This window comes from Actinomyces sp. MRS3W (assembly GCF_032465695.1).
Taxonomy (GTDB): domain Bacteria; phylum Actinomycetota; class Actinomycetes; order Actinomycetales; family Actinomycetaceae; genus Actinomyces.
Genome location: NZ_JAWDJJ010000299.1, coordinates 1 through 25523, shown reverse-complemented (window position 1 = coordinate 25523; position 25523 = coordinate 1). Strand labels below are relative to the sequence as shown.

Sequence of the window (25523 nt, the reverse complement as noted above, 5' to 3'; positions counted from 1 at the left end):
GTTCGCCGGCCGCCCCTGTGTGGTGGTTCCCGACGGGGCGGCCCCCGCCGCGGAATTGGCCGTGCGCAACCTGGCCGTTGACGTCGGCGCCACCCCGGTGCGCATGAGCGCCGCCGAGCACGACGCCGCCGTCGCCGCCGTCAGCCACGTGCCCCAGCTGGTCAGCTCTCTGCTGGCGGCCCGGCTGGAGACGGTCCCGGAGAACGCCCTGAGCCTGTCCGGGCAGGGACTGCGCGACACCACCCGCATCGCCGCCTCCGACCCCCGGCTCTGGGCGGCGATCGTCGTGGGCAATGCCGCACCGGTGACCGGGCTGCTGCGCGAGCTGCGCACCGACTTGGACGCCCTCATCGAAGGGATCGCCTCGGCCGCCGTCGACCCCAGCGACGCCGCCTACACCGCCCGCGGCGACGCCACCGCCATCGCCCCCGGGGCGGTGGGCGCGGTCACCGACGTCATGACCCGCGGCAACGCCGGACAGGCCCGTATTCCCGGCAAGCACGGTGGGGCACCGCGCCGCTACGCCCAGGTCCAGGTGCTGGTTCCGGACACTGCCGGCGAGCTGGGGCGGCTGTTCTCCGACGTCGGCGAGGCGGGCGTCAACATTGAGGACTTCTCCATGGAGCACTCACCCGGGCAGAGCGCAGGGATTGCGCTGCTGTCGGTGATGCCGGCGGCCGCCCAGGGCCTGGAGGAGGCGCTGGACGCACGCGGTTGGCGCGTGGTCGTGTCCTGACCCCGGCGAGCGTGAGCGGCTGTGTGCGGACTCATCTGCTGCACATAGGCGCCGGCAGGCGTCATGTGGGACGCTTACCCCCGGTAACTGACAGTGGGAGGAACACATGGGAATCGTCGTCGCCATTGACGGGCCGTCCGGGTCTGGCAAGTCCACGGTGTCCAGGCGCGTGGCCGCCGACCTGGGGCTGGCCTACCTGGACACCGGCGCCATGTACCGGGCGGCCGCATGGTGGTGCGAGCGCAGCGGCATCGACCTCGGTGACGCCGCCGCGGTGACCCACGCCGTGGCGGCCATGCCGCTTCACATGGGCCTGGACCCAGCCGCCCCTGGCGTGACCTGCGACGGGGTGGACATTGCCGAGGCGATCCGTGAGCCGCATATCGCGACCGTCGTCTCCCAGGTTGCCACCAACCTTGATGTGCGCGCCGAAATGGCTCGTCTTCAGCGGGAGATCATCCGCGCCGAGGCGACCGGCCTGGCCGGGTCCTTCTCCCGCGGCGCCGGCATTATCGCCGAGGGCCGTGACATCACCACCGTGGTTGCCCCCGACGCCGATGTGCGCCTGCTGCTGACCGCCAGCGAGCAGGCCCGCCTGGCACGCCGCGCCGCCGACCTGGATGCGGCCGGCAAGACGATCGACGCCGCGGCACTGCGCGACCAGGTGGTGCGCCGCGACCGCGACGACGCCACCGTCTCCCAGTTCCTCACCGTCCCCGAGGGCGTCACGGCCGTAGACACCTCCAACCTCACCCTGGAGGAGACCGTCGCCCACGTCACCGAACTGGTCGAGAACTCCCGGCGTGAAGCCGCCGAACGCGACCGCCTGGATGCGGCCCGCGCCGAGGCCCTGCGCGCCGGCCTGGAGGCCTACGAACTCGACGAGGAGGACCGGGCCCTGCTGGCAGGGGAAGAGGACGCCGTCGTCGCTCCAGTGCCGGCCGCCGGCCTGCCGGTGCTCGCCGTGGTGGGCCGCCCCAACGTTGGCAAGTCCACCCTGGTCAACCGGGTTCTGGGCCGGCGGGCCGCCGTCGTCCAGGACACGCCGGGCGTGACCCGCGACCGTGTCTCCTACTCCGCCGAGTGGGCGGGCAAGCAGTTCACCATTGTCGACACCGGCGGCTGGGAGATCGACGTCGCCGGACTGGACGCCACCGTCGCCGAGCAGGCCGAGATCGCCGTGGATCTGGCCGACGCCGTGCTGCTGGTGGTGGACGCCCGAGTCGGCGTCACCGAGGCCGACGACCGGATTGTGCAGATGCTGCGCCGCTCCGGCAAGCCGGTGGTGGTGGCCGCCAACAAGGTTGACTCGCCCGTGCAGGAGGGCGATGCGGCCGCGCTGTGGGCCCTGGGGCTGGGGGAGCCCTACGCGGTTTCCGCCCTGCACGGCCGCGGCAGCGGCGAACTGCTCGACGCCGTCGTCGCCATCCTGCCGGAGGTCTCCGCTTTCGCCGGGCCGCAGCGGCAGGAGGGACTGCACCGCATTGCGCTGGTGGGCCGCCCCAACGTCGGCAAGTCCTCCCTGCTCAACATCATTGCCGGACGCGAGCGGGTGGTGGTCAACGAGGTCGCCGGCACCACCCGCGACCCGGTCGATGAGGTGGTCGAGTTCGACGGCCGGGAGTGGATGTTCGTTGACACCGCCGGCATCCGCCGCCGCATCAAGCAGGTCCGCGGCGCCGACTACTACGCGGTGCTGCGCACCCAGGGGGCTGTGGAGAAGGCCGAGGTGGGCGTCGTGCTCCTGGACGCCTCCGAGCCGATCACCGAGCAGGACGTGCGTGTCATCCAGCAGGTGGTGGACGCCGGCCGCGCCCTGGTCATCGTCAACAACAAGTGGGACCTGGTGGATGAGGACCGCCGCAAGCAGCTGGAGTGGGAGGCCGACCACGAGCTCGCCCACGTCGACTGGGCACCGCGCATCAACGTCTCCGCCCGCACCGGCTGGCACACCAACCGCCTGGCGCGCGCACTCGACACCGCCCTGGCCGGCTGGAATACGCGCGTGCCCACGGGCCGGCTCAACAGTTTCCTCGGCGAGTTGCAAGCGGCCAGCCCGCACCCGGTGCGCGGCGGCAAACAGCCGCGCATCCTCTTCGCCACCCAGGTGCAGGCCGCCCCGCCCCGCATTGTCATCTTTGCCACCGGCTTCCTGGAGTCCGGCTATCGCCGCTTCATTGAGAACCGCCTGCGCGAGGAGTTCGGCTTCGCCGGCACCCCCATCCAGATCGGTGTGCGCGTGCGCGAACGCCGCAAGCGGCGCTGAGCGACAGATGCGCGCCGTCGTGGGCCATCACCCGCTTGGGTTATCGGATCTGATATGATGCTCGTGTGAATGACGCGACCCCGGCTGTTCGGGATACTGGTGCGCAGAGAGAATCAGTGTCCTCGGCTGTGCCACCTGCTCCTGAAGCTGATGAGCGGATGCGGCGCGTTCTCGAGTCGGCAGCGCGATTGCAGCAAGTGGTATCGGGAGCCGTCATGGTTGGCGGTTCTGCCGCGAGCCTCTACAGCCACCACAGGGTCTCATTCGATCACGACCACGTTCTCGCTGACTTAGCGGCACGTTACGACACCATCTTGGAAGCGGTCGAAGCGACCGATGGCTGGGTTTTGTCCAGTCGTCACTCGCAGCGACCAAACACCATCATGGGCTCGTTGGACGGCGTTGAAGCTGGACTGCGCCAACTCAGACGGGCACGTCCACTCGAGGTCGAAGTCATGACCCTCGACAACGGTGCTGAACTACACGTGCCGACCTACGAAGAAGCGGTACGGATCAAGGGCTGGATGCTCCTCCAACGGCGCTCGGTTCGCGACTATCTCGACGTTGCCGCGTTGGCGGATGTCACTTCGCCGCACTACGCCGCGCAGGTGCTCAACGACTTGGACTCGTACTATGAGGCTTCAGGATCCGACTCGGCCGCCACAAGCCTGGCGCTTGCCCTGGCCTCGCCACAGCCACGCGATACCCGCACGCTTGAAGAGTTAGCGCACTACAAAGGGCTGGCGCCCCAATGGCAGGACTGGTCCGAAGTGACTGCGGTCTGCCGTGCTATTGCAGAGGAGATGGCGCAGTGCTGACTTTCCGCAACGTGGATGCCGATCCCGCTGATGATCCCGCCATGTGGCCATTCGAGGCGAAGATCACCGCCGTCGAGCGCGGGGAGCTTGAGGATTATCGGCGGATCAAGGCCGCCTGCGACCGCGATCCGTCGACGCGTGCAGCTTTCCTGGATGCGTGTGACTTGCTCGGCGATGATCCCGGTGCCGCATTGGTGAGATTGTGGGTCGAGGGGCTGCCTCGGGAGGAGCGGGCGATACTTGCCGCCCGGCGGATGCGGTCCGCTGTGGAACGCTCGGGGCTCTCGCGTGCACAGGCGGCGGCGCGGCTCGGCACCAGCACATCGCGGCTGAGCACCTACTTGTCGGGGCGAGTGGTTCCGCGCGCCGACCTGTACGAGGCGATCCTGGCGCTCGGCTAACAGCTGGGGTCGTGGCAGCGTCGTCGCTCGCGGAGTTTGAAAAGTTGGAGCTTGCCGACTGGCCCGCCTACCTCAACGGACACTCGGGTCTTCCCGGTCCCCGGGCCAATAACGCCCTCATCGCGGCGGCGCCCGCGATCCACAGACCCTGCGCTCCCTCGTCCTGGACTGGGCCGACGACGCCGATCCGCTGGTGCAACGCGCTGGCGGATACCGCGGATGATCCGGCAAACTGTCGCAGTTCGGCACAAACGCGCTGGCGGCTTCGAAATGTGGCGCAGTGATCCTTGGAATCATGCGGATGTGATGTGAGGCCGGACAGCCGGATCCGGCGTTTGTGCCGATCTCGGACATTCGGCCGGCCGCGAGGCGAGCTGGAGGAGTGATTGCAGCGGCTGGGTGACTCAGCCCCACACGCCGGATGAGCCGCGGCGGTGGGAGCCGAGCAGGTGGGTGTCGATGATGCCGATGGCCTGCATGAGTGCGAACAGCGTCGTCGGGCCGATGAACCGGAAGCCCAGGTGCTTCAGCCGCCGGGCCAGGGCCTCCGACTGTGGTGAGCGTGTGGGAATCTCCGCCAGGGTGTGCGGAGTGGGCGTGGCCGTGGGCCGGTAGGACCACACCAGTTCGGCCAGGCCGCCGTCCACCGCCTCATCCTCCCGCAGCGCCACCGTGGCCCGGGCATTGGCGATGGTGGCCAGGATCTTGGCCCGGTTGCGCACGATCCGGGCGTCGGCGAGCAGCCGGGCGACGTCGTCGTCCCCGAAGGCCGCCACCGCGTCCGGCTCGAAGCCGGCGAAGGCCTCCCGGAAGGCGGGTCGCTTGGCCAGGATGGTGCGCCAAGACAGGCCCGACTGGAAGGCCTCCAGGCTCAGCCGCTCGAACACGCCCCGCTCGTCGCGCACCGGCATGCCCCACTCGGTGTCGTAGTAGTCGCGCAGCAGTGGATCCGTGGCCGCCCACACCGGCCGTGCCAGACCGTCCGGGCCGACGATGAGATCGCTCATGCCGTAACCCTAACCACAGCCCCGAGCCGGTCTCATCCGCGCGGTCGGTGCGGACAGCGGTGGGCACGCGCTTTAGACTGACGCCATGCAGACACCGGTTGATCCCACTGCCACGCCCGCCTGGAAGCGCCTCACCGAGCTTCACGAGACCATGGAACCCGACCTGCGCGCCTGGTTCGCCGATGATCCCGGCCGCGCCGAGCGGTACTCCTATGAGGTGGGTGACCTGTTCGTCGACTTGTCGAAGAACTTCCTCACCGACGAGGTCCGCGACGCCCTGGCCGAGCTGGCCGAGGCCGTGGACGTGCCCGGTCGCCGCGACGCCATGTTCGCGGGCGAGCACATCAACATCACCGAGGACCGCGCCGTCCTCCACACCGCCCTGCGCCGTCCCGCCACCGACTCCCTCAATGTGGACGGCCAGGACGTTGTCGCCGACGTGCACGCCACCCTGGAGAAGATCTACGCCTTCGCCCGCCGGGTGCGCTCGGGGGAGTGGACCGGGGTGACCGGCAAGCGCATCGAGACGGTCGTCAACATCGGCATCGGCGGGTCCGACCTCGGCCCCGTCATGGTCTACGAGGCGCTGCGCCCCTACGTCCAGGAGGGCCTCGAGGCCCGCTTCATCTCCAACATCGACCCCAACGACTGCGCGGAGAAGGTGGCCGACCTCGACCCGGAGACCACCCTGTTCATCATCGCCTCCAAGACCTTCACCACCCTGGAGACGCTGACCAACGCCCGCATGGCCCGCGACTGGTTCCTGGGGGCGCTGGCCGAGCGCGGCATCGACGCCGACGGCGCCGTCGCCAAGCACTTCGTGGCCGTGTCCACCGCCCTGGACAAGGTGGAGGCCTTCGGCATCAACCCGGCCAACGCCTTCGGCTTCTGGAACTGGGTGGGAGGCCGCTACTCGGTGGACTCCGCCGTCGGCACCGTGCTGGCGGTGACCGTCGGGCCGGAGAACTTCGCCGACTTCCTGGCCGGCTTCCACGCCGTGGACGAGCACTTCGCCACCCAGGCGCCCGCCCAGAACGTGCCCATGCTCATGGGGCTGCTCAATGTCTGGTATGTCAACTTCTTCCACGCCGCCTCCCACGCGGTGCTGCCCTACGCCCAGTACCTGCACCGCTTCCCGGCCTACCTGCAGCAGCTGACCATGGAGTCCAACGGCAAGTCCGTGCGCTGGGACGGCAGCCCCGTCGTCGGCGACACCGGTGAGATCTTCTGGGGCGAGCCCGGCACCAATGGCCAGCACGCCTTCTTCCAGCTGCTGCACCAGGGCACCCGGCTCATCCCCGCCGACTTCATCACCGTGGCGAACCCGGCCCACCCGGTCAAGGACGGCGACGCCGACGTGCACGAGCTGCTGCTGTCCAACTTCCTTGCCCAGACCGCGGCCCTCGCCTTCGGTAAGACCGCCGAGGAGGTGCGCGCCGAGGGCACGCCCGAGGCAATCGTCCCGGCGCGCGTGTTCAGCGGTAACCGGCCGACGACGTCGATCCTCGCCCCGGCGCTCACCCCGGCGGTGGTCGGGCAGCTCATCGCCCTGTATGAGCACATCACCTTCACCGAGGGCATTGTGTGGGGCATTGACTCCTTCGACCAGTGGGGGGTCGAGCTGGGCAAGAAGATGGCGCTCGACGTCGCCCCGGCCATTGCTGGGGATGAGGAGGCCCTGGCGGCCCAAGACTCCTCCACCCGTGCCCTCATCGCCCGCTACCGGGACCTGCGTCACTGAGCATGCTGCGGTACGGCGGTCGGCGGCGGTGACCATGGCTGCGGGCATACAGAACCTCGCCTCTGTCATCGACGAGGCGCGCCTGCGGCCGCTCACCGCCGCCGACCGGCTGCGCTACGGCCGCAACCTGCTCGTGCCCGAGGTGGGAGCGGTTGGGCAGCAGCGCATTCGCGCCGCCCGCATCCTGGTGGTTGGGGCGGGCGGGCTTGGCTCACCGGCGATCTCCTACCTCGCCGCCGCCGGCGTGGGCACGCTCGGGATTATTGACGACGACGTCGTCGACCTGTCCAACCTGCAACGGCAGGTGCTGCACACCACCGACGCCGTGGGGACCGCTAAGGTCGACTCCGCACGCCGCGTCGTGGCGGCCCTCAACCCGGACGTGGAGGTGGTCGCCCACCGGAGCCGCCTGGGAGCCGCTAACGCCGAGGAGCTGCTGCGCGGCTGGGACGTGGTCATCGACGGGACGGACAACTTCCCCACCCGCTACCTGCTGGGCGACGCCTGCGTGCTGCTGGGCATCCCGCTGGTGCACGGGGCGGTGCTGCGTTCGCACGGACAGGTTGCCGTCTTCGACGCCACCCGGGGGCCGTGCTACCGGTGCGTGCACCCCGAGCCGCCGGAGCCCGGCACGGTACCCTCTTGCGCCGAGGCCGGCGTGCTCGGGGTGCTGCCCGGGATCGTCGGGGCCATGCAGGCTGCTGAGGCGCTCAAGCTCGTGGTTGGGGGAGCCCGGCCGCTCATCGGCTGCATGCTGCTGCTGGACGTCTGGGGCGGGCGCAGCCAGGAGCTGCCGATCCGGAAGAACCCCGACTGTCCCGTATGCGGGGAGCGCCCCACCATTACCGCACTGCTCGACGATGGGGCCCATTGCGGGGCGTTTCCGCAGGATCAACCTGATTCGGAGGGAAACCACATGAACACGATCACCGCTGCGCAACTGCACGCCCGCATAGCGTCGGGAGAGACACCTGGCAGCAGCTATACGCTGCTCGATGTGCGCGAGCCGCATGAGGTGGCCGCCGGCGATATTGCTGGCGCTGTGCACATCGCGCTCGACCAGGTCGTGGCGCGCCGGGGCGAACTCGATGCGGGTAAGGAGCTCATCGTCTACTGCGCGGTCGGGATGCGTTCGCAGCGCGCCATTGAGGCGCTGGCACAGGCGGGCTACGCAGGCGCGATGATGAACCTGGAGGGCGGCATTCAGGCCTGGCTGGAGACTGCGTGACGCCACGTGCCGCAACCGGCCCATATACGGTGATTGCGGGTGGGCGCGCCACCTCGCGACGACGGTGAGCGGTGTCACCGCGCGCGGATTTCGACGGCGGAGCTGGTTTGAGCTATCGTCATCCATGTTCCGAGCGGCGCCAGCCGCGAGGCAACGGGCTGTGGCGCAGTTTGGTAGCGCACTTGACTGGGGGTCAAGGGGTCGTGGGTTCAAATCCCGCCAGCCCGACCAAAACCCCGGAGGACACGGTTTCCTTCCGGGGTTGTGTTGTACCTGGGGCAAAGACGTCGTCGGTGTGTTGGATGCCATTCGGAGGCTGACGAAGCGGCCGCTCTGCGAAGGACACCTGTTGGTTATAGGACGCGCCCGGTTTCGACTCGACCTCGCTGGCGAACACACCGAGAATGGCCCGTGAGGAGGACTCATCTTGACCATAGATCGTGCCGAAGAGTGCAGCCACGGCGCCGACGCGCTGGAGGCACAGCCCACCCCAGCTGCCGAGCCTGACGACGACGAACTGGCACTGATGCTGGCAACAGCCACCGGCATGGGGCGCGCCCAGCTGCGTGCGCTCATGGAACGGCGGGCACGCCGGCAGGACAACCACTCAAGCGGCCGGACGCCGTCGTCGCGCCCGGCCGCTGAGGCGTGAGGCGCTGATTTAGGCGACCGTGCGGATGCGGGTGACGCAGATGGCGCCGAGCACGCAGACGGTGGCGGCCATGAGGTACAGGCCGGTGTAACCGCCCAAGTGGGTGACGATGGGGGCGGCGAGCACGGGGGCGAGCACCTGGGCCCCCGCGGAGGCGATGTTGATAATGCCCAGGTCGCGGGCGGCGTCGCCCGAGGAAGGCAGGACCTGGGTGACCAGCGCGAAGTCCACGCTGGTGAAGGCGCCGAAGCCGATGCCCAGGATGACCGCGCCGATAATCGCCCCGACCCAGGTTTGGGTGAGCGCCAAGTCCAGCGCCGCCAGGCCGGTGATGAGCGCGGCCACGATGACGAAGGGCTTACGCCGTCCCAGCCGGTCCGACCACATGCCGCCGGAGACGGTGGAGCCGAAGACGGCGACGGCGTAGATGCCGGTGAGGATGAAGACGCCGGTGGCGGCGGCCTCGGCCTCCATGCCGACGGCGTCCATGAGGTAGTACAGCAGGTAGAGCGTGCCGGTGGAGTTGCCCAGGTTGACGAGGAAGCGGGTCAGCCACGCCCAGCCGAAGTCCGGGTGGGAGCGCAGTGGTGGCACGAAACCCGCGAGAATGTGCCGCAGCGACGGGCGCGGGGCGCCGTCGGGCAGCCGTAGGTCCCGGGCATTGAATACGTGCGGGGCGCCGAGCACGACCACGAGTACGGCGAGCACCAGGTAGCCGGCTGCGGTGCCGCCCGCCGCGGCGGCGATGCCCGCACCCATCACCAGCCCGGCCGTCTGCGCGACGCCAATGAGCCCGGAGACCAGACCACGGCGGTCGACCGGCACCTGGTCGGTGACTGAGGCGTTGAGGGCCGCGTAGGCGGCGTTGAGGAACGCCTGCACCAGGCACCAGCCCAGGATCATCAGGCCGACCGAGTCGGCAACGGCCAGGACCACCAGGCCGATGGTGCCCAGCGTGAGGCCACCGGCGATCCAGGGCAGGCGGCGGCCGAAGCGTCCGGAAGTGCGGTCGGACAGGGCACCGAAGATGGGGTTGCCCAGCGTGGAGACGAGCGCGCCCAGGCCGGTGACCAGCGAGAGCACCGCCTCCTTGTGCCCGGGTGCGAGCTGGGCGGCCTGCAGGCCGAGCAGTACCTGGATGGGGCCGAACCAGGCTGAGAACAGCCCGAGCATGGTGAGCGTGAGCGTGAGCGACCAGGAGCGGGGAGGCATCTGGGCGGGGGCGGCGTCGGTGGCGACGCCGCGGGCGGTAAGCGTTGGCATGGAGGCAATCTAGGGTGCCGTCGGCGCCGGGGCTGTCGTGACGGGCCGCGGCTGCCGGGCCGAGACCGTCACGCAACGGGACTGGTGCGTGGTGAGGCGCTGTATTCGAGCGCCGGGCAGGGCATTACTCCAGCCGGGTGCCGGTGGCCCGCTCCAGCGCGGCCAGCAGTTGGTCTTGGAAGTTGACGTCGCCCGTCCGCCGGTCGGGCTGCTGGGTGTGCATATGGTGCCAGTAGGCGCTGGTGTGGGTGCGCGGGTCTTTGCCGAGGGCCAGCCATGCCTGGGTGCGGTGGCCCGCCTCGAGATCGTCGGGTGCGCCGGCGCCGCCCATGCGGGTGGGCACCCAGCCGGGATCGACGGCGTTGGCCCAAGTGCCGGGCCGCAGTCGCCCCACTGCGGCGGCCAGCGCGGTCACGAGCAGCTTGGAATCCGAATAGGACACCAGGGAACCGCCCACCGTCCAATTGAGCCCCGCCAGCTGTGAGGCGGTGAGCCGCCCGCCGCGGTGCATGCCCGAGGAGAGGTACACGTGTCGCTTGGCGGGCACAAGCGCCGTGAGTAGGTACGGGGCTACCACGTTGACGGGCAGAACCAGGCGCTCATCCATGGTGCCGGCGCTGTGAATAATGGCGTCCACGCCGCCGAGTGCGGCCACCTGCTCCGCCACACCGCGCACCTGTGCCTGATCCGCCAGCTCGCCGACGACGCCGGGGACCTCTGTCCCCAGCGAGCGGGCCACCGTTTCCAGCTGCTCGGCGCGGCGCACATGCGCCACGACCTGTGCGCCTGCCTCGATGAGGTCGTGGAGTGCGCCCAGGCCCAGGCCCGTGCTCGTTCCGGTCACCAGTACGCGTGCCATCGCTGTTCTCCCGTCGTCGTGTGCGCTGTTGCTCCTTACGCTACCGGCAGTCGTAACTCGGCGGGCGCGCGCCGAGTGCGCCCGGGTTTCCGCGGGCATTGGGGTCTTGGATGAGCCGGCGCCATTGACCTTGTTAATCGCTGAGTTCTATTCTGGAAAACCGCAGAATAATTTCACCGTTTTCCCAGAAGTCAGCGCCGGAGTATCGAATTGGTGAACTCTCACACATCTAGCTACGTGTGGTACTAAATTGAGCTTCTGAGGGGCTGGTGCGCAGCAAAGCGTCAGCGTTCCTTCAGCCAGGAAAACCAGGGAATCTCAAAATAGAGGAGGCCGCAGATGTGTACTGGAATCAGGTTCACGGACAGCGATGGCAATATGTACTTCGGGCGCAACCTGGACTGGTCCACCTCTTACGGTGAGCGGATCGTCGTCGTGCCCAGGGGATTCTGGATCCCCGCGGCCTTCGCCGACGGGGCTCCGGCTGCACATGCCGTCATTGGCATGGGCATCGTTTACGAGGAGTACCCCTTGTACTTCGACTGCGGCAATGACGCAGGCTTGGCGGTGGCCGGCTTGAACTTCCCCGGCTATGCCAGCTACGCCGATGGCCCCATGGTAGGCAGGATCAACGTGGCCGCCTACGAGTTCCCGCTGTGGGTGGCCGCCAACTTCACCACCGTCGATGAGGTCGAGGCTGCTCTTGCGGACACGGCTATCGTGGGCAAACCGGTCAGTGAGAACCTCGGGGTCTCTCTCCTGCACTGGATCATCGGTGACGCCCAGCGCAGCATCGTCGTGGAATACATGAATGACGGCATGCACATCCACCATAATCTGGTCGACACTCTGGCCAATCAGCCGACCTTCGACTGGCATATGGAAAACCTGCGCACATTCATCACGGCGACGGGCGATCTGCCAGAATCAGCCAGCTGGCGCGACGCCACGCTTTCCCCCTTCGGATCCGGTGCCGGAATGCGGGGAATCCCGGGCGACTATTACTCGCCGTCCCGCTTCGCCAAGGCCGCCTTCCTCAATGCCCATTATCCGGTCAAGGATAACGAGGTTGAGAACGTCTCCCGCCTGTTCCACACGCTGGGCAATGTCTCCATGGTGGATGGGGCTGCTCTTATGGCCGATGGCGCCTATGAGCGCACCCTGTACACCGGCTGCTACTCCGCCAAGACCGGTACCTACTACTACTCCACCTACGATGATCCGGCCTTGCGTTGTGTGAGCCTGGGAGACTATGCCGAGGCAGACGGGAGCAGTCTGCTGGAACCAGAGCCCGTCCGGTGGCGCCCATAAGCCCGCGGTTCGCCGCTCTACGCAACCGCGCCAGCCGCTGCGTACGCTAGTCCTACGGGCGTGGCCCGCCCCGCGGGGGCGGGACGGGCGCCCCGTGGGAGAGGCGGTTCGATGCGGGCGGGCACCAACTTGGTCGACCTGGGCAGGTATAACGCGAATGTCGTGATTCACGCCCTGCGTCGGCTGGGCGCCTCCAGCCAGCGCGACATCGCGGCCGCCACGGGACTGTCGGCGCAGACGGTCTCGGCGATCGTGCGCACCCTGCAGCGGCAGGGGCTGCTCGCGCACGTCGGCACCGAGATCAACGGGCGTGGGCGCCCGCGCACGCTGCTGAACATCGTCCCCTCTGCCCGCGTCGCCATCGGCATCCACGTCGATCCCTCGTTTACCACCGTGGTGACGCTTGACCTCGGCGGCAACGTGACCGGAGTGGCGTCGGCGGGGTGTGTCGACCCCACCGACCCGCACGCGACCATGGCGTGCGTTGCCGACACGGTGCATCGCCTCATTCGTGAGCAGTCCATAGATGACGATCACCTGGGCGGCGCGTGTTTGGCCCTTCCCGGGCCGTTGGACCCCGCCACCGGCGCACCCGAGAGTCCCGCCTGGCTGCCCGGCTGGACCGGCGTCCCCCTGGGCAAGGTGCTGGGCGAACGTCTCAACATGCCGGTGCCGGTGGTCAAGGACACCCTGGCGGCGGTCATCGGCGAGAACTGGGTGCGGGGCGGCGACTGGCTCGAGTCGACCATGGTGTTCGTCTACGTGGGCACAGGAACCGGGCTCGGACTATCGGTCGACGGTGAACCCGTACGCGGCTTTTCAGGCAACAGCGGCGAGGTTGGGAGCATGATGACCGCGCTGGGTTCGCGCACCCCCGGCGCGCATCCGGGCATGGACAATGATCCGGCCTACATCGTCGAGCGCGCCCACACCCTGGGACTGCAGCGCGAGCCGCTGCCGCCGCGCACCGACTTCACCGCCGTTGAACAGCGCCTGGAACGACTGTGCCGGGCAGCAGCTCAGGGCGACGAGCGGGCCGATGCGTTGCTGAGCGCGGCGGGGGAGCGCATGGCCGAACTGGTCATGATGGCCACCGAGCTGCTCGACGCCGACACGGTGGTTTTCGGCGGACCCTACTGGCCCTTGCTGGAGCCCTGGTACATCCCGGCGGCCCGGCGTGCCGTGCTCCGCCCATCAGCCCGAGGCCCGCATTCGGTGTCGGTGCTCTCCTCGGCGATGGGGAAGAACGTCGGCGCCGTCGGCGCGGCGGCGGTCGTTCATGACAATCTGTATGTGCCCCGCCTGCGCAGCGCGTCCGCCTGAGCCGTGCGCGGCCGCCTTCGTCGGGGTGGCGCGGAGTTCCAACTCAGTAACACTCCTCAGAGCGTCTTGACCAGATTTAATCAGAAGTACAGACTAATGAGTGGCGGACATCACGACGAGGTGGTGTCGGGTTGTCTGTTGGCCGCACCGGCGCGTCGGCCGCGTCGACGTCGGTGACAGACGCGAGCCACACACCATGGAGGTAATGACCATGACCTCAGCCATGACACGACGAACCGCACTCACGGGCGCCGCAGCGGCGTCGGCCGCATTAGCGCTGGCTGCCTGCACGTCCGACCAGTCCACGCCCGAGACCACCTCGGGCGTCACGACCCTGACCATCATGACCAACGCGATCTCGGGCGGAAAGAACGCCGCCGAAGCCGACTGGATCGCCAACTGGGTCATCCCGGAGTTCACCGCCGCCCAGGAAGAGGCAGGCCGGCAGGTTGAAGTTGTCTTCGAGGCGCAGGGTGTCGACGACGAGGACTACAAGACCAAGGCCGCACTCGACTTCCAGTCCGGTAAGGGCGCCGACGTCGTCGGGCTCGACGGCATCTGGATCGGGGAATTCGCCCAGGCGGGCTACATCAAGCCATTGCAGGAGGTCGCCGGAGACGCCGTTGACTCCTGGGACGGCTGGGAGCAGATCTCCGAGGCCGTGCAGCAGGCCGCCTCCTTCGAATCCCAGCGCTACGGCGTGCCTCAAGGCGCGGACGGGCGTGTCATCTACTACAACCGGGACATTTTCGCGCAGGCGGGACTGCCCACCGACTGGCAGCCCACCTCCTGGGAGGAGATTCTCCAGACCGCGCGCACCCTCAAGCAGCAGGTCGACGGCGTCGTCCCGCTCCAGCTCAACGCTGGAACCGCCATGGGAGAGGCCACCACCATGCAGGGCTTCTTGCCCATGCTGGTCGGCACCGGGCAGACCATCTGGTCCGACGGCCTATGGGCCGCAGACACCGCCGGCATGCGCGACGTACTGGACCTGTACCGGACGATCTACGTTGATGAGGAGCTCGGCGACCCGATCCTCCAGCAGGAGGCCTCCGGGCGCGATACCTCCTTCCAGGAGTTCGCCGCGGGACGCATCGCCATCCTGTTCGAAGGCGACTACTTCTGGCGCTCGGTTATCAACCCGGACGAGGAGGTCGGCACCGCCCCGATGGCCGACCGCGACACCGTGGTCGGCTACGCCAAGATCCCCGCCATGAAGCCCGGCGCCGGTGTGAACGGACAGGACTTCGTCTCCATGTCCGGCGGTACCGCCAGGGTCCTCAACCCGAACTCGGCCAACCCCGCTCTGGCGTGGGAGCTGCTGGCCTTCATGAACTCCCCGGAGGCCTTCGCCGCCCGGGCGGCGGGCACCTTGTCGATTTCACCGCGCGAGGATGTCAACGCCGAGCTGCTCGCCTCCGACGCCATGCTCTCCTTCGTCTCGGAGGAAGTCCTGCCGATCACCTCCTACCGTCCCGGCCTGGCCGAATACCCGGAGGTATCCGTGCTGCTGCAGCAGGCGACTCTCGACGTCGTGACCGGAACCAGCGTGGACGACGCCGTAGCCGCCTACGTAACGGCCCTGGAGGGCGTTGTCGGCCACGACGCGATCAGCGACGGGGACTGACCCCGTGGCACACGTACGCACCGCCCGTCGGCGCCCGCGCCGACGGGCCGAGGACGTTGCCGGTCTGGGGCGCTTGCGCGCCACCCTCTTCGTCATCCCCGCTCTGGTCATCATCGTCCTGTTCCTGCTGTTCCCGGCGGTGTGGACCATCTACCTGGGGCTGACCAACTACCGGCTTACCGGCCTGGCCGCAGCACATACCGAGTTCGTCGGCTTGGATAACTACCTGACCACCCTGCGCGATCCGGCCTTTTGGAACTCCCTGCGCCTGACCGTCGCCTTCGTTGCCTTCTCCGGGGTCATCGGACAGACCGTCGTCGGCTTCGCCCTGGCCTGGTCCACCCGCCGCATTCGCGGCTGGGCACGCACCCTCCTGGAGTCGGTGGTGCTCGCCGCCTGGATCATTCCCGGCTCGGTCGTCTCCTTCCTGTGGATCGCCCTGCTCGACCGGCGGGGCGGCACCCTCAACGCGCTGCTTAACATGCCGGGCAAGGCGTGGCTCATTGAGCACCCCATGGCCGTCATCATCATCTTCAACATCTGGTGCGGCACAGCCTTTTCCATGCAGCTGTTCTCCTCGGCGCTCTCCGCGGTACCGCCCTCGCAGCTGGAGAGCGCGCGGATGGCGGGAGCGTCGGGGTGGCAGCAGCTGCGTGATGTCGTCCTGCCCACCATCCGCGGGCACATTTTGACCAACACGCTCATGATCACGCTGTGGACCTTCAACACCTTCACCCCCTATCTGCTCACCGCCGGCGGCCCGGGAGCCAGGAGCGAAATCCTGTCCGTCTACATCTATAAGACGGCGATCCCGGGTGGGCAACTGGGCCGCGGCGCCGCCCTATCGGTGCTCATGCTGCTCATCAACCTGGTCATCGCCCTGGCCTACATGCGGGTGGGAAGGAGACGGTCGTGAAATTCGCGCAGCGAATTGTCTTCGCCGTGGCGGTCAGCCTGGTCGGGGTGTTCTTCGCCCTGCCCCTGACCTGGCTCATCCTGGCGCCCTTCGACGCCAACCCAACCATGGCGGTGAGATGGCCGCGGTGGACGCTGGCCAACTTCCAACGCTTGGCGGACAACCCCTACGCCATGGGATCGATCGCCAACTCTCTCATTATTGCGCTGGGCACCATGGCGGTGGTGGTCATACTGGGGACGCTCGCGTCTTACGCACTCTCACGGGTGCGCATCCCCGGACGCGACGGCCTGCTGTACGGCATGCTGCTGCTGTCATCCATCGTCACCGGCACCGCCGCCATGGTCCCCACCTTCCAGTTGATGAACGCCATCGGCCTCATCAACACCCACACCGGCGTCATCCTGGTTCTGTCCGGTGGGCTGCTGCCCACGGTTGTGTTCATCCTCAAGGACTTCATGGACTCCGTCCCCAAAACCTATGAGGAGTCCGCCCGCCTGTACGGAGCCGGCCCCGGCCGGATCCTGGCCGACGTCGTCATCCCCATCGCCCGCCCCGGAATCGCCTTCGTGGCGATCTGGGCGGTTGTGCAGGTCTGGGGCAACTTCCTCGTGCCCTATCTACTGCTGCGCAACCCCGGCAGTCAGCCGGCCGCGGTGCTCATGTACACCTTCTACACCGAATCCGGGCAGGCGGATCTGCGCCTCATCTCCGTGTTCGCACTGGTATTCGCCGCCCCCGTCCTGCTCATCTACTTCTTCGTCAACCGGAGATTCGGTTTCCGCTTCTACGGGGGGATCAAGTCATGACCGCCACGATCGTCATGCGCGGCCTGGTCAAGCAGTACCCCAACGGCGTGCGCGGAGTCGACGGCATCGACCTGTCGATCCGGGAGGGGGAGTTCTTCGCGCTGCTGGGCCCGTCCGGCTGCGGGAAGACCACGCTGCTGCGCGCCATCGCGGGCCTGGAAACCATCACCGCCGGCACCCTGCACATTGGCGGCGTCGACATGACCGACGCCGAACCGGGGGAGCGGGGCGTGGCCATGGTGTTCCAGGACTACGCGCTCTTCCCGCATATGGACGTCTCCGACAACATCGCCTACCCGCTGCGCGTACGCAAAGTCCCCAAGGCCCGCCGACGGCAGGTGGCCGCCGACACTGCGGCCGAACTGTCCCTGGAGGGCCTGCTGGAGCGCCGGCCCGCCCAGCTGTCCGGCGGCCAGCAGCAACGCGTCGCCCTGGCCCGTGCCATTGCCACCCGTCCCGAGGTGCTCCTCTTGGACGAGCCCCTGTCCAACCTGGACGCCCGGCTGCGTCTTGAGGCACGCACGTTCCTCAAGGAGCTGCAACGCGAACTCGGAATCACCTCCGTGTTCGTCACCCACGACCAGGCCGAGGCGCTCGCGCTCGCCGACCGCATTGCCGTGATGAAGGCGGGCAAAATTCAGCAGGTGGGCACGCCTCGGGAGATCTTCCACGCTCCCGCCAACGCTTTCGTCGCCTCCTTCATCGGGGCGCACCCCATGAACCTCATTGGGGGTGTCCTGCACGACGGGCAGATCGCCTCCATGGATGCGGCCATTCCCGCGCCCGCCGCAGCCACACGTGCGCTGCCCGACGGGGCCCGCGTCACCTGGGGTGTGCGTCCCGAATACGTCGGATGGTCGCCGGCTGATGCCACGGCCCCGCCAGACACGCCTCTTGCCAGTCCGGTCGGGGCGATTGTCGGTGAGGTCAACACGGTGGAGAACCTGGGCGCTCAGACCCTGCTCACCATGCGCGCCGGAGCGGAGCGCCTTCAGGCGGTCGTGGGTGAGGCCCCGCTGCCCCAGCCGGGCCAACGCTGCCGGTTCACCTTCCCGCTGGCAAAGGTCCTCGTCTTCGACGCCGATAGCGGCACACTGGTTGCAGGAGGAGAGTCATGACTCATGCGGACAGTCACTCAGGCTCGGCCGCCGCCACCGCCATGTGGATCATTCCCCACACCCACTGGGACCGGGAATGGTACGAACCCCATGACGTGTTTCGGGCGCGACTGGTGCCCGTCCTCGATCAGCTGCTGGATCTCCTGGACCACGACGGCGACTACCGCTTCACCCTGGATGGGCAGACCGCTATCGTCACCGACTACCTTGCCATCCGCCCCGAGAACGCCGAGCGGCTCCGGGCCGCTGTAGCCCGCGGGCAACTGGCGGTGGGGCCTTTCGCAATCCTCATGGACGAGTTCTGCTGCGATGGTGAAACCCTGGTGCGCAACCTGGAACAGGGGATTCGCACCGCTCGCGGCGTGGGCGGGGAGATGCGAGTCGGCTACATCCCCGACATGTTCGGCCACGCCGCCCAGATGCCGCAGATTCTCAACGGATTCGGCCTAGTCGATGCCGCGTTGTGGCGGGGAGCGCCAGCGCTGGAGGCCGACGCCTTCCGGTGGCGGGCCCCCGACGGCTCCGAGGTGCGGGTGGAGTACCTGTGGGACGGTTATGGCTCGGCATTGGGGCTATTCGCTCCGCCGGACCAGCTTGACCGGCTGGTGGCGGAATATGTGCGGGCCCACGCCGCCCGGTTCAACCGGCACCCGCCTGCCGGCATGTACGGCACCGATCACATGAGTCCACGTGCCGATCTGCTTGAGCTCATTCGCGCCCACAATGCGCGCTGTCCCGAGATGCCCCTGACTGTGGCCACCCTCGACCAGGTGATTGCCTCGCGCCCGCACGGCGTCACCGACCTGGCGGCGCTACCGGTTGTGGACGGTGAACTGCGCTCCCACGTACGCGGCAACCTCCTGCCCGGCGTCCTATCGGTCAGAACCCAGCTCAAAGCCGCCATGGCCAGGGCCGAACGCGCCCTGACCACGGCGGAGCGCTTCGATGCCGCGGCCGGTGGTCCTTCGCGTAGGGCGCTGTGTGAACGCGGTTGGGCGTTGGCGGTAGAGTCCTCGGCCCACGACTCGGTTACCGGATGCGGCTGCGATGACACTGCGGAACAGACGCTCACCCGCCTGCACGTCGCCTCCCACACGGCGTGCGGGACCATCGACATCACGCGGGAGCAACTGGCCGACCGCGTGCCGGCCGGGACATCGGCGGTCTTCAACCAGTCCGGTTGGGCCCGAACACTCCAGGTGGAGACGGTACTGGGCCTCGGCGCCGACGCCGTCCCCCCGGGGGCACAGCTCATTGAGGCCCTGCCCACCAGCATCGGCGATGAGCTCATGACCGCCGCCGATCTGCCCCGCATACTGCGTCGGATACACGGCCGGGAGCTGTTCGGGCACACGATTTGCGGCTACCGCTTCCCGGCCGCCGGAGAATTGGTCCTCGACGTCTCCCGCCACGACACCGGCACCTTCGAACTCGACGCATTCACCCGGGACCTCCGCCGCCATGTGGCACAGGCCGACCCCACGGACCGCTGGCACGTGGTCACCCGTGCGGCGCCGTCGTGCCGTGTGCTCCTGGCCGGCCGCGGCGAGGGTCTGAGTACCACCGTGTTGGAGGCCGACCGTGCCGTGGCGCAGCCGGTCACTGCCCACGGCTCAGTGTTGTCAAACGGCCTGGTGCGCGCCGATGTGGACGCGGCCGGTCGGGTCCGCATCACGGACCTGCCCAGCGGGCGCACCCTCGAGCGAGCCCTCGCTCTCGTCGATGAGGGCGACCGGGGCGACTCCTACAACTACGGCCCCGTCTCCTCCGGCACGGTCACCGAACCGGCCGATGTGCACATCGAGATCGAAGAACGCGGCCCCCTGCGGGGCCGGATCCGGATCAGACGCACGTATCTGCTCCCGGTGGGGTTGGCAGCGGACGGTAACTCCCGCAGCGCACGCACCCGCGAGCAGGTGATCGATACGCGCCTGGAGATGCGCGAGGGAGAACCTTTTGTGCGGGTGCGCACCACAGTGGTCAACGCCGTGGCCAATCACCGGCTCCGCATCCACATCCCCACGTGTGGGCGGAATGTGGCCGAGTCGGTGGCCGCCGGACAGTACGGCGTCACCCGTCGCGGACGCACCAGCGACGGCGGTTGGGGAGAATACCCCCTGCCCACCTACCCGGCCGCACGCTTTGTGCATGCCGGCGGCGTCGCGATACTCACCGACAGACCTATGGAATACGAGATCGTCACGCCCACGGACTCCGGCCCACAGCATGCGGCCAGCCCCGACACGATTGCGCTGACGCTCCTGCGCGCAGTGGGCATGATGAGCATCAACCTCCATCCGCTGCGCGACGAGCCCGCCGGGGCGGAGCTCGCCGTGCCCGGCGCCCAATACCTGGGCACGAGTCTGACCACCGACTTCGCCATCGATCTGTCATGCCCCGATTGGGACGATTCCGACCTGGTCCGTCACGCGGACCAATTCCGCTTCGAGCCCATCCCCATCCGCGGCGTGGGGGAGAGCGATACTGGGCAGATGCCGACGCCCCCGCTGACCACGCACGGGCGCGTTGCCCTGGAGTCGCTGCGACGCCTGGACGATGACGTGCTTGAGGCCCGGTTCGTCAACTATCACCACCATCCCGAACCGTTGCGCGTACGCGGCGCGGGCCAGTGGGACCGCACCGACCTGACCGGGACGGTGAAGCAGGAGAAGATCTCCCTGTGGGAGCTGAGCGTCCCCGCGGCCACCATCCTTACGCTGCGCCGACGTCCCGCCAGCGCCGACCAGCCCCACGACCCCCAACCGCACACGGAAACGGAGGCGGAGTCATGACGCTGCTGCAGCACACAACCCTGCACCTGACCCTGGCCGACCAGGCCGTGGGCCGCTACCCGCAGATACCCTTCGAGCTGCCGCAGCACCCCGCCTCCATGGAGGTGAAACTCGCCGTCGAGGGCGGCGCCAAGGCGGTGATCGACCTGGGGCTGCTCGGCCCGGATGGGCTGCGCGGCTGGTCGGGAGCCGCCCGCACCGGCTACGTCGTCGAGATGGAGGACGCCACACCCGGCTATCGCCCCGGTCTGGAGCCCGGCACCTGGGCGGTGCTGCTGGGACTGCACCAGCTGCCCGCCGACGGCGTCGACGTCTCCGTCACCGTCCTCTCCCCGGCGACCATGCGCCCCGACCACGGCCCCAGCGAGACCCCGGTGCGGCGTCGCCTGCGCGGCTCCGATCGAGGCCTGCCCGCGCCGCCGGGACTGACCTGGTACGCCGGCGACCCCCACAGCCACAGCCTTCACTCCGATGGAGACCTGTCCCTATGGGAACTGGCCAACGAGGCGGTCACCTCCGGCCTGGACTACCTGGGGTGCACCGAGCACAACACCGTGAGCCACCACCCCCACCTCGCCGCCGTCGGTCGGCGCCACGGCGTCACCCTCATCCCCGGTCAGGAGATCACCACCCACCGCGGACACGCCAACGCCTGGGGACCCATCGGCGTCATCGATTTCCGCCAGGACGCCGACACCTGGGCGCTGGAGGTTGAGCGCCGCGGCGGCTTCCTCTCGATCAACCACCCGGTTGACGGCGACTGCGCCTGGTTACACCCGCTGCCCCCCGGCCGAATCGGCACGGAGCTTTACCACGGCTCCGCCTACCGCAACCTCACCACCACGGCGCCCCTGGCCTGGGCGGCGGCGGGTGGCCGGAGCGGAACCATCGTCGGCGGCGGGGACTTCCACAACCGCTCCACCCCGTTGCGCCCGGGAATGCCGACCACCTGGATCGCTGCGGAGGAATGCACCGCCGCGGCACTTGTCGCGGCGATGGCCGCCGGACGCACCACCATCACTGCCTCGGCACGACTGCTCAGCCCCGAGGAGGCACGCCCCGTCCTCCTGGATGCCCCCGCGCTGGTGCGGCTGGGCGGCGTTGCCGGCTATGGGGACGAGGACCTCATGGCGGTCGATGCCGCCGGCACGGTGCTGGTGGACGGCAGGGGAGAGCGACTGCTGGTCAGCGCGGGCCGGCAGGTGGTTCACGCTCCCCGCGAGCGGGGACCCTTCCGGTTGGAAACCGCCGACCGCTGGATCATCGCGCAGTGCGCGTAAGGCGGCGTCCGTGCTCCTCACCGCCGCCCTGGCCGCGGCATTCACCGCCGTCGTCGGCAGAAATGACGGCTCCCCGCTGTGCGCCCTCATCACGGGCGTGACGTCGGCGCGTCCGTGGCGTCCCGTCGTCTTCCTCACCGCCGTGACGGCGCTCATCCCGCTGCTCGGGGTGGTGCCGGTGGCCGACACCTACCGCAAGCTCCTGGGTGACGGCGGCACCGACCACCTGGCGGTGGTGCTCGTGGCCACCATGATGACCCTGGCCGCGGCCGCGGTGATACGCGCCCCCACCTCGGTGACGCTCGCCGTCGTCGGTGCCGCCACCGGGGCGCGCCTGGCAGGCGGCGACGCCGACTGGCCACTGGTCCTCCGCGTGCTTGCGCTGGCCGCGCTGGGACCTATGCTCGCTGGCGCGTGCGCCCGCGTTGCGCGGGTGGTGCTGGGCGGTCTCCATCCGCGCCACGCCGGCCGTTGGATCGAAGCCGCCCGCCGCAGCGGCTTCGTGAGTGCCGGCCTGGCCTATGCCCTCAACGACGGGCAGAAGCTCTTCGCGGTGTGGGCGGTGACGCTGGCCGGAATCTCGGACGGGGACACCTGCGGCCGGGCCGTCCCCTACCTCGTGGGAGCCGGTGCAGCGGCGGCCTTCGCGCTGGGCACATGGGCGGGATTGAGGCCCTCGGGGCGTGCTCTACGCGGGGGAGTGGTGCCCCCGAAGCCGTATCAGGTGGTCAACGTGTTGTGGGCGACGGCCCTGGCGGTCGCGGCCGGTTCCCTCGCGGGCGCCCCCGTGTCCATGACGCAGGCCACCGTTGGGGCCCAGGTGGGGAGCGTGCCCGGCGCTGAGTGGAGGAGAGTGCGATGGAACGCCGTCGGCCGCATCGCCGCCGCCTGGGCTTGGACCCTCCCGGTCTCGCTGCTGTGCGGCTTGGGCGGGGCGCTGTTGATCGGCAATTGAACGCGGCGCCGTGCACAAAACGGGGCACAATATGGGGTGGAAAGGCAGGTAGGCGGTGACACGACTGTGGATGTGGTTGCGGGGCCGGAGAGCGCAGCGACGGCAAACCCTGGCCGGGACGTTGTCGGCGCAGGCGGCCATCGCCATTGAGGGCGTGGAGCTGGCCTTGCGGGCCTGCGAGGCGGACGCGGACCTGGATGAGCTGGCTGAACGTATCACCCAGGTCGAACGCCGAGGGGACGCCACCCGGCTGCAACTCGTACAGCTGCTGTCCACCCGCGTCGTCACGCCGCTCGACCGGGAGGACTTGTTCCGATTCTCCCGCTCCCTTGACGACGTACTCGACAACACCCGCGACTTCGTGCTGGAGACCCGCGCCTGGCAGGTGCAGCCGGATGCCCACTCCCGGGCGGGCCTAGAACATGTGCGTGCTGGACTCCGCCGGCTCATCAAGGCCCTGGACGGCTCGGCCGGGCACATCAACCGAGAGCTGTGCCTGGCTGCCCGCAAGGAGGGGCGTCGCGTGCGCGAACGGTACGACGACGGTCTGCGGCAGCTCTTTTCGGGCGACCTGAGCATGCAGGCACTGGCCCGCCGCGAGCTGCTCCGGCGCGTGGACGTGATCGGGCTGCGCCTCATCGAGGCGATCGACGCCGTCGTCGACGGGATCGTCAAGCGCACCGTCTGACGCACCGACCCGGCCCCGATTCCCCGTCGTCGGTCCGGCCTGCAAGAATCGCCGTCGTGACAGCCTCAGCCATGCCCCGCCCCGACTCAGCCTCACTGCCGCCCGCGCCGGTCGACCTGCGCCTGGTCGTCTCCGATATGGACGGCACGCTGCTCGACGGCGACGGCCTGCTTCCCGCCGGGTTCGCCACCACCGTGGAGCGGATGCGCGCACACGGAGTCCACTTCGCCCCGGCGTCCGGACGGCAGCTGGCCAACCTGCGCCACGTACTCGGCCAGGCCATCGCGCACTCGCCGATCATCGCCGAGAACGGCACCCTGGTGGTGCAGGAGGACACGGTCATCCACTGCGAGACGATCACCGCTGACGAGACCGTTGCCGCGATCAACACCACCCGCGACCTGCGCATGGACAGTTACGACGTCGGCGCCGTCCTGGCCGGGGTCGACTGTGCCTATATTGAGCGTCAGGATCCGCCCTTCCTGGAGGAGGTCTCCCGCTACTACCAGGAACTGGAGGTCGTTGACGACCTGCTGACGGTTGACCTGAGCCGAACCCTCAAGGTCGCCGTCTACGACTTCGATGATGCGGAGGCCGGTTCCTCACAGGCCCTGACCGCGGCCGTGCCCGAGGTGCAGGCCGTGGTCTCCGGCGAGCACTGGACCGACCTCATGCCGCCCACCGCCTCGAAGGGGCGGGCACTGGCCGCACTACAGGCACGGTTGGGCGTCACGCCGGCGCAGACGGCGGTTTTCGGCGACTACCTCAATGACCTGGACCTGTACGAGCATGCCGAGCTCTCCTTCGCCATGGCCAATGCCCACCCTGGTATCCGGGCTGTCGCACACTGGACCGCCCCGGCCAACACCGACGCCGGGGTGGTGCGTACCGTCAACGCCCTCCTGGACCGGCTGAGCTGAGGGTTTCGGGCGTCTGGGGTCTCAATCCGCGTCGAGCAGGTGCTCGATGTCCACGGTGGGGCTGTGCGCGGCGCGCAGCGCATCGAGTTGGCGGCGCTCCTTCTTGGTGGGGCGCCCGGCACCGCGGTCACGCACAATCGCCGCGGGCGCATCCAATGGGGCGGGGCGCGGCGGGGAGAAGTCGACATAGGCGGTACGTGCCAGGGGCGCCCCCACTCGCTTGACCAGGATGCGCTGCACCCGCAGCATGCGGTCAAAGCCCTGTACGCGGTAGCGAATCTCATCGCCGACCTTGACATGCTGGGACGGCTTGGCGGTCTCCCCGTTGATGCGCACATGCCCGGCGCGGCAGGCAGCGGTGGCGGCCGAACGCGACTTGACCTGGCGCACGCTCCACAGCCACACGTCCACGCGGGCCGAGGTCGGTCCGTCGGCTGCGCCGCCCGGGTCGGTGTGTGCGGAGTGTGCGGGCTGCCGATCCGCGTTCATGCTTGCCACGGCTTGATCCTAGTGTCTCAACGCAAGCAACGCCTGTGACCGGTTTTCCACAGGCACTGCATTGACCATGGCGGTTGCGCCGTGTGACGGCGACCATGGTGGGCATGCGACGACTGCGCCGACACACGCCCTCCCACCCGCACCGGACTACGGACTCGGTCGGGTCCGACGACCTCGCCCCGGAGGTTCTGGATGCGCTCATCACGGCGGGACTGGCTGTCGGTTCGCCCTTGGGGACGGACCGCGAAGGACGTCTCGCTCCCCGCCGCGGCCTGGATGCCGCCGGACGCGACGTCGTCATCCATGTGCTCGAAC

The 25523-nt window shown here is 68.7% G+C and carries 22 protein-coding genes, 1 tRNA gene and 1 pseudogene; 20 read left to right on the top strand and 4 right to left on the bottom strand.

Features of this window, described 5'->3' with window-relative positions; genetic code table 11:
- From RWX45_RS11490 to RWX45_RS11475, 4 genes are all read left to right on the top strand, one after another.
- Positions 1-736: prephenate dehydrogenase dimerization domain-containing protein (locus RWX45_RS11490; protein ID WP_316023854.1), on the top strand; the 736-nt coding region annotated here is incomplete at its 5' end.
- Positions 737-842: 106 nt separating this feature from the next.
- Complete coding sequence (gene der / locus RWX45_RS11485) at positions 843-3002, top strand: bifunctional cytidylate kinase/GTPase Der (protein ID WP_316023853.1); 2160 nt, start codon at positions 843-845, stop codon at positions 3000-3002.
- 65 nt (positions 3003-3067) lie between these two features.
- Positions 3068-3820 (top strand): hypothetical protein, encoded by a 753-nt coding sequence (locus tag RWX45_RS11480; protein ID WP_316023852.1) that lies wholly within the window; start codon positions 3068-3070, stop codon positions 3818-3820.
- Entirely contained in the window at positions 3814-4221 is a 408-nt protein-coding gene (locus RWX45_RS11475; protein ID WP_316023851.1) for a helix-turn-helix transcriptional regulator, read from the top strand. The genes RWX45_RS11480 and RWX45_RS11475 overlap by 7 nt, the downstream gene beginning before the upstream one ends.
- A gap of 404 nt (positions 4222-4625) precedes the next feature.
- Here the strand turns inward: RWX45_RS11475 and RWX45_RS11470 are convergent, their stop codons facing one another.
- Positions 4626-5228 carry a DNA-3-methyladenine glycosylase I gene (locus tag RWX45_RS11470; protein WP_316023850.1) on the bottom strand — a complete coding sequence of 201 codons (603 nt, stop codon included), beginning with the start codon at positions 5226-5228 and terminating at the stop codon, positions 4626-4628.
- An 85-nt stretch (positions 5229-5313) separates the two neighbouring features.
- Between RWX45_RS11470 and pgi the strand changes: the two genes are divergently transcribed.
- From pgi to RWX45_RS11450, 4 genes are all read left to right on the top strand, one after another.
- Positions 5314-6969 (top strand): glucose-6-phosphate isomerase, encoded by a 1656-nt coding sequence (pgi, locus tag RWX45_RS11465; protein ID WP_316023849.1) that lies wholly within the window; start codon positions 5314-5316, stop codon positions 6967-6969.
- A 34-nt stretch (positions 6970-7003) separates the two neighbouring features.
- On the top strand, positions 7004-8197 hold the full coding sequence (gene moeB / locus RWX45_RS11460; RefSeq protein WP_316023848.1) for a molybdopterin-synthase adenylyltransferase MoeB: 1194 nt from the start codon (positions 7004-7006) through the stop codon (positions 8195-8197).
- Positions 8198-8351: 154 nt separating this feature from the next.
- Positions 8352-8428: transfer RNA gene (locus tag RWX45_RS11455), tRNA-Pro, on the top strand.
- 196 nt (positions 8429-8624) lie between these two features.
- A complete protein-coding gene (locus RWX45_RS11450; protein ID WP_316023847.1) occupies positions 8625-8849 on the top strand; it encodes a hypothetical protein in 225 nt (74 codons plus the stop codon).
- Between the two features lie 9 nt (positions 8850-8858).
- Here the strand turns inward: RWX45_RS11450 and RWX45_RS11445 are convergent, their stop codons facing one another.
- Both RWX45_RS11445 and RWX45_RS11440 read right to left on the bottom strand, forming a co-directional pair.
- On the bottom strand, positions 8859-10112 hold the full coding sequence (locus RWX45_RS11445; RefSeq protein ID WP_316023846.1) for an MFS transporter: 1254 nt from the start codon (positions 10110-10112) through the stop codon (positions 8859-8861).
- A gap of 124 nt (positions 10113-10236) precedes the next feature.
- Positions 10237-10971 (bottom strand): SDR family NAD(P)-dependent oxidoreductase, encoded by a 735-nt coding sequence (locus RWX45_RS11440; protein WP_316023845.1) that lies wholly within the window; start codon positions 10969-10971, stop codon positions 10237-10239.
- Positions 10972-11310: 339 nt separating this feature from the next.
- Between RWX45_RS11440 and bsh the strand changes: the two genes are divergently transcribed.
- From bsh to RWX45_RS11385, 11 genes are all read left to right on the top strand, one after another.
- Positions 11311-12282 carry a choloylglycine hydrolase gene (bsh, locus tag RWX45_RS11435; protein WP_316023844.1) on the top strand — a complete coding sequence of 324 codons (972 nt, stop codon included), beginning with the start codon at positions 11311-11313 and terminating at the stop codon, positions 12280-12282.
- A 162-nt stretch (positions 12283-12444) separates the two neighbouring features.
- Positions 12445-13605 (top strand): ROK family transcriptional regulator, encoded by a 1161-nt coding sequence (locus RWX45_RS11430; protein WP_316023843.1) that lies wholly within the window; start codon positions 12445-12447, stop codon positions 13603-13605.
- Between the two features lie 223 nt (positions 13606-13828).
- Positions 13829-15232 carry an extracellular solute-binding protein gene (locus RWX45_RS11425; protein ID WP_316023842.1) on the top strand — a complete coding sequence of 468 codons (1404 nt, stop codon included), beginning with the start codon at positions 13829-13831 and terminating at the stop codon, positions 15230-15232.
- A gap of 4 nt (positions 15233-15236) precedes the next feature.
- Entirely contained in the window at positions 15237-16148 is a 912-nt protein-coding gene (locus RWX45_RS11420; protein WP_316023841.1) for a sugar ABC transporter permease, read from the top strand.
- A complete protein-coding gene (locus tag RWX45_RS11415) occupies positions 16145-16957 on the top strand; it encodes a carbohydrate ABC transporter permease (protein ID WP_316023840.1) in 813 nt (270 codons plus the stop codon). Before RWX45_RS11420 ends, RWX45_RS11415 begins: the two co-directional genes overlap by 4 nt.
- Positions 16954-18075, top strand: a complete 1122-nt coding sequence (locus RWX45_RS11410; RefSeq protein ID WP_316023839.1) for an ABC transporter ATP-binding protein — start codon at positions 16954-16956, stop codon at positions 18073-18075. Before RWX45_RS11415 ends, RWX45_RS11410 begins: the two co-directional genes overlap by 4 nt.
- The gene (locus tag RWX45_RS11405) at positions 18072-20867 is read left to right on the top strand and encodes a glycoside hydrolase family 38 C-terminal domain-containing protein (RefSeq protein WP_316023838.1); all 2796 of its coding nucleotides are present in this window, start codon (positions 18072-18074) and stop codon (positions 20865-20867) included. Before RWX45_RS11410 ends, RWX45_RS11405 begins: the two co-directional genes overlap by 4 nt.
- Positions 20864-22147: a CehA/McbA family metallohydrolase gene (locus tag RWX45_RS11400; protein ID WP_316023837.1), complete on the top strand. Its 1284-nt coding sequence runs from the start codon at positions 20864-20866 to the stop codon at positions 22145-22147. The genes RWX45_RS11405 and RWX45_RS11400 overlap by 4 nt, the downstream gene beginning before the upstream one ends.
- 10 nt (positions 22148-22157) lie before the next feature.
- Positions 22158-23102: an inorganic phosphate transporter gene (locus tag RWX45_RS11395; protein WP_316023836.1), complete on the top strand. Its 945-nt coding sequence runs from the start codon at positions 22158-22160 to the stop codon at positions 23100-23102.
- Positions 23103-23157: 55 nt separating this feature from the next.
- Positions 23158-23790, top strand: coding sequence for a DUF47 domain-containing protein (locus tag RWX45_RS11390; protein ID WP_316023835.1), 633 nt, complete (start codon positions 23158-23160; stop codon positions 23788-23790).
- A 71-nt stretch (positions 23791-23861) separates the two neighbouring features.
- Entirely contained in the window at positions 23862-24710 is an 849-nt protein-coding gene (locus tag RWX45_RS11385; RefSeq protein ID WP_316023856.1) for an HAD family hydrolase, read from the top strand.
- Positions 24711-24731: 21 nt separating this feature from the next.
- On the opposite strand, the gene RWX45_RS11380 is transcribed toward RWX45_RS11385, so the two are convergent.
- Entirely contained in the window at positions 24732-25199 is a 468-nt protein-coding gene (locus tag RWX45_RS11380; RefSeq protein WP_316023855.1) for an RNA-binding S4 domain-containing protein, read from the bottom strand.
- A gap of 113 nt (positions 25200-25312) precedes the next feature.
- Between RWX45_RS11380 and RWX45_RS11375 the strand changes: the two are divergent.
- Positions 25313-25523, top strand: a pseudogene (locus RWX45_RS11375) (protein kinase); the annotation flags it as partial.

Excerpts from the sequence above, each read along its gene's own strand:
- RWX45_RS11410 (WP_316023839.1), top strand. The coding sequence starts at position 16,954 with ATGACCGCCACGATCGTCATGCGCGGCCTGGTCAAGCAGTACCCCAAC.
- RWX45_RS11445 (WP_316023846.1), bottom strand. The coding sequence starts at position 10,112 with ATGCCAACGCTTACCGCCCGCGGCGTCGCCACCGACGCCGCCCCCGCC.
- RWX45_RS11425 (WP_316023842.1), top strand. The coding sequence starts at position 13,829 with ATGACACGACGAACCGCACTCACGGGCGCCGCAGCGGCGTCGGCCGCA.
- RWX45_RS11470 (WP_316023850.1), bottom strand. The coding sequence starts at position 5,228 with ATGAGCGATCTCATCGTCGGCCCGGACGGTCTGGCACGGCCGGTGTGG.
- RWX45_RS11385 (WP_316023856.1), top strand. The coding sequence starts at position 23,862 with ATGCCCCGCCCCGACTCAGCCTCACTGCCGCCCGCGCCGGTCGACCTG.
- bsh (WP_316023844.1), top strand. The coding sequence starts at position 11,311 with ATGTGTACTGGAATCAGGTTCACGGACAGCGATGGCAATATGTACTTC.
- RWX45_RS11440 (WP_316023845.1), bottom strand. The coding sequence starts at position 10,971 with ATGGCACGCGTACTGGTGACCGGAACGAGCACGGGCCTGGGCCTGGGC.
- moeB (WP_316023848.1), top strand. The coding sequence starts at position 7,004 with ATGGCTGCGGGCATACAGAACCTCGCCTCTGTCATCGACGAGGCGCGC.
- RWX45_RS11400 (WP_316023837.1), top strand. The coding sequence starts at position 20,864 with ATGACGCTGCTGCAGCACACAACCCTGCACCTGACCCTGGCCGACCAG.
- RWX45_RS11380 (WP_316023855.1), bottom strand. The coding sequence starts at position 25,199 with ATGAACGCGGATCGGCAGCCCGCACACTCCGCACACACCGACCCGGGC.
- pgi (WP_316023849.1), top strand. The coding sequence starts at position 5,314 with ATGCAGACACCGGTTGATCCCACTGCCACGCCCGCCTGGAAGCGCCTC.
- der (WP_316023853.1), top strand. The coding sequence starts at position 843 with ATGGGAATCGTCGTCGCCATTGACGGGCCGTCCGGGTCTGGCAAGTCC.
- RWX45_RS11405 (WP_316023838.1), top strand. The coding sequence starts at position 18,072 with ATGACTCATGCGGACAGTCACTCAGGCTCGGCCGCCGCCACCGCCATG.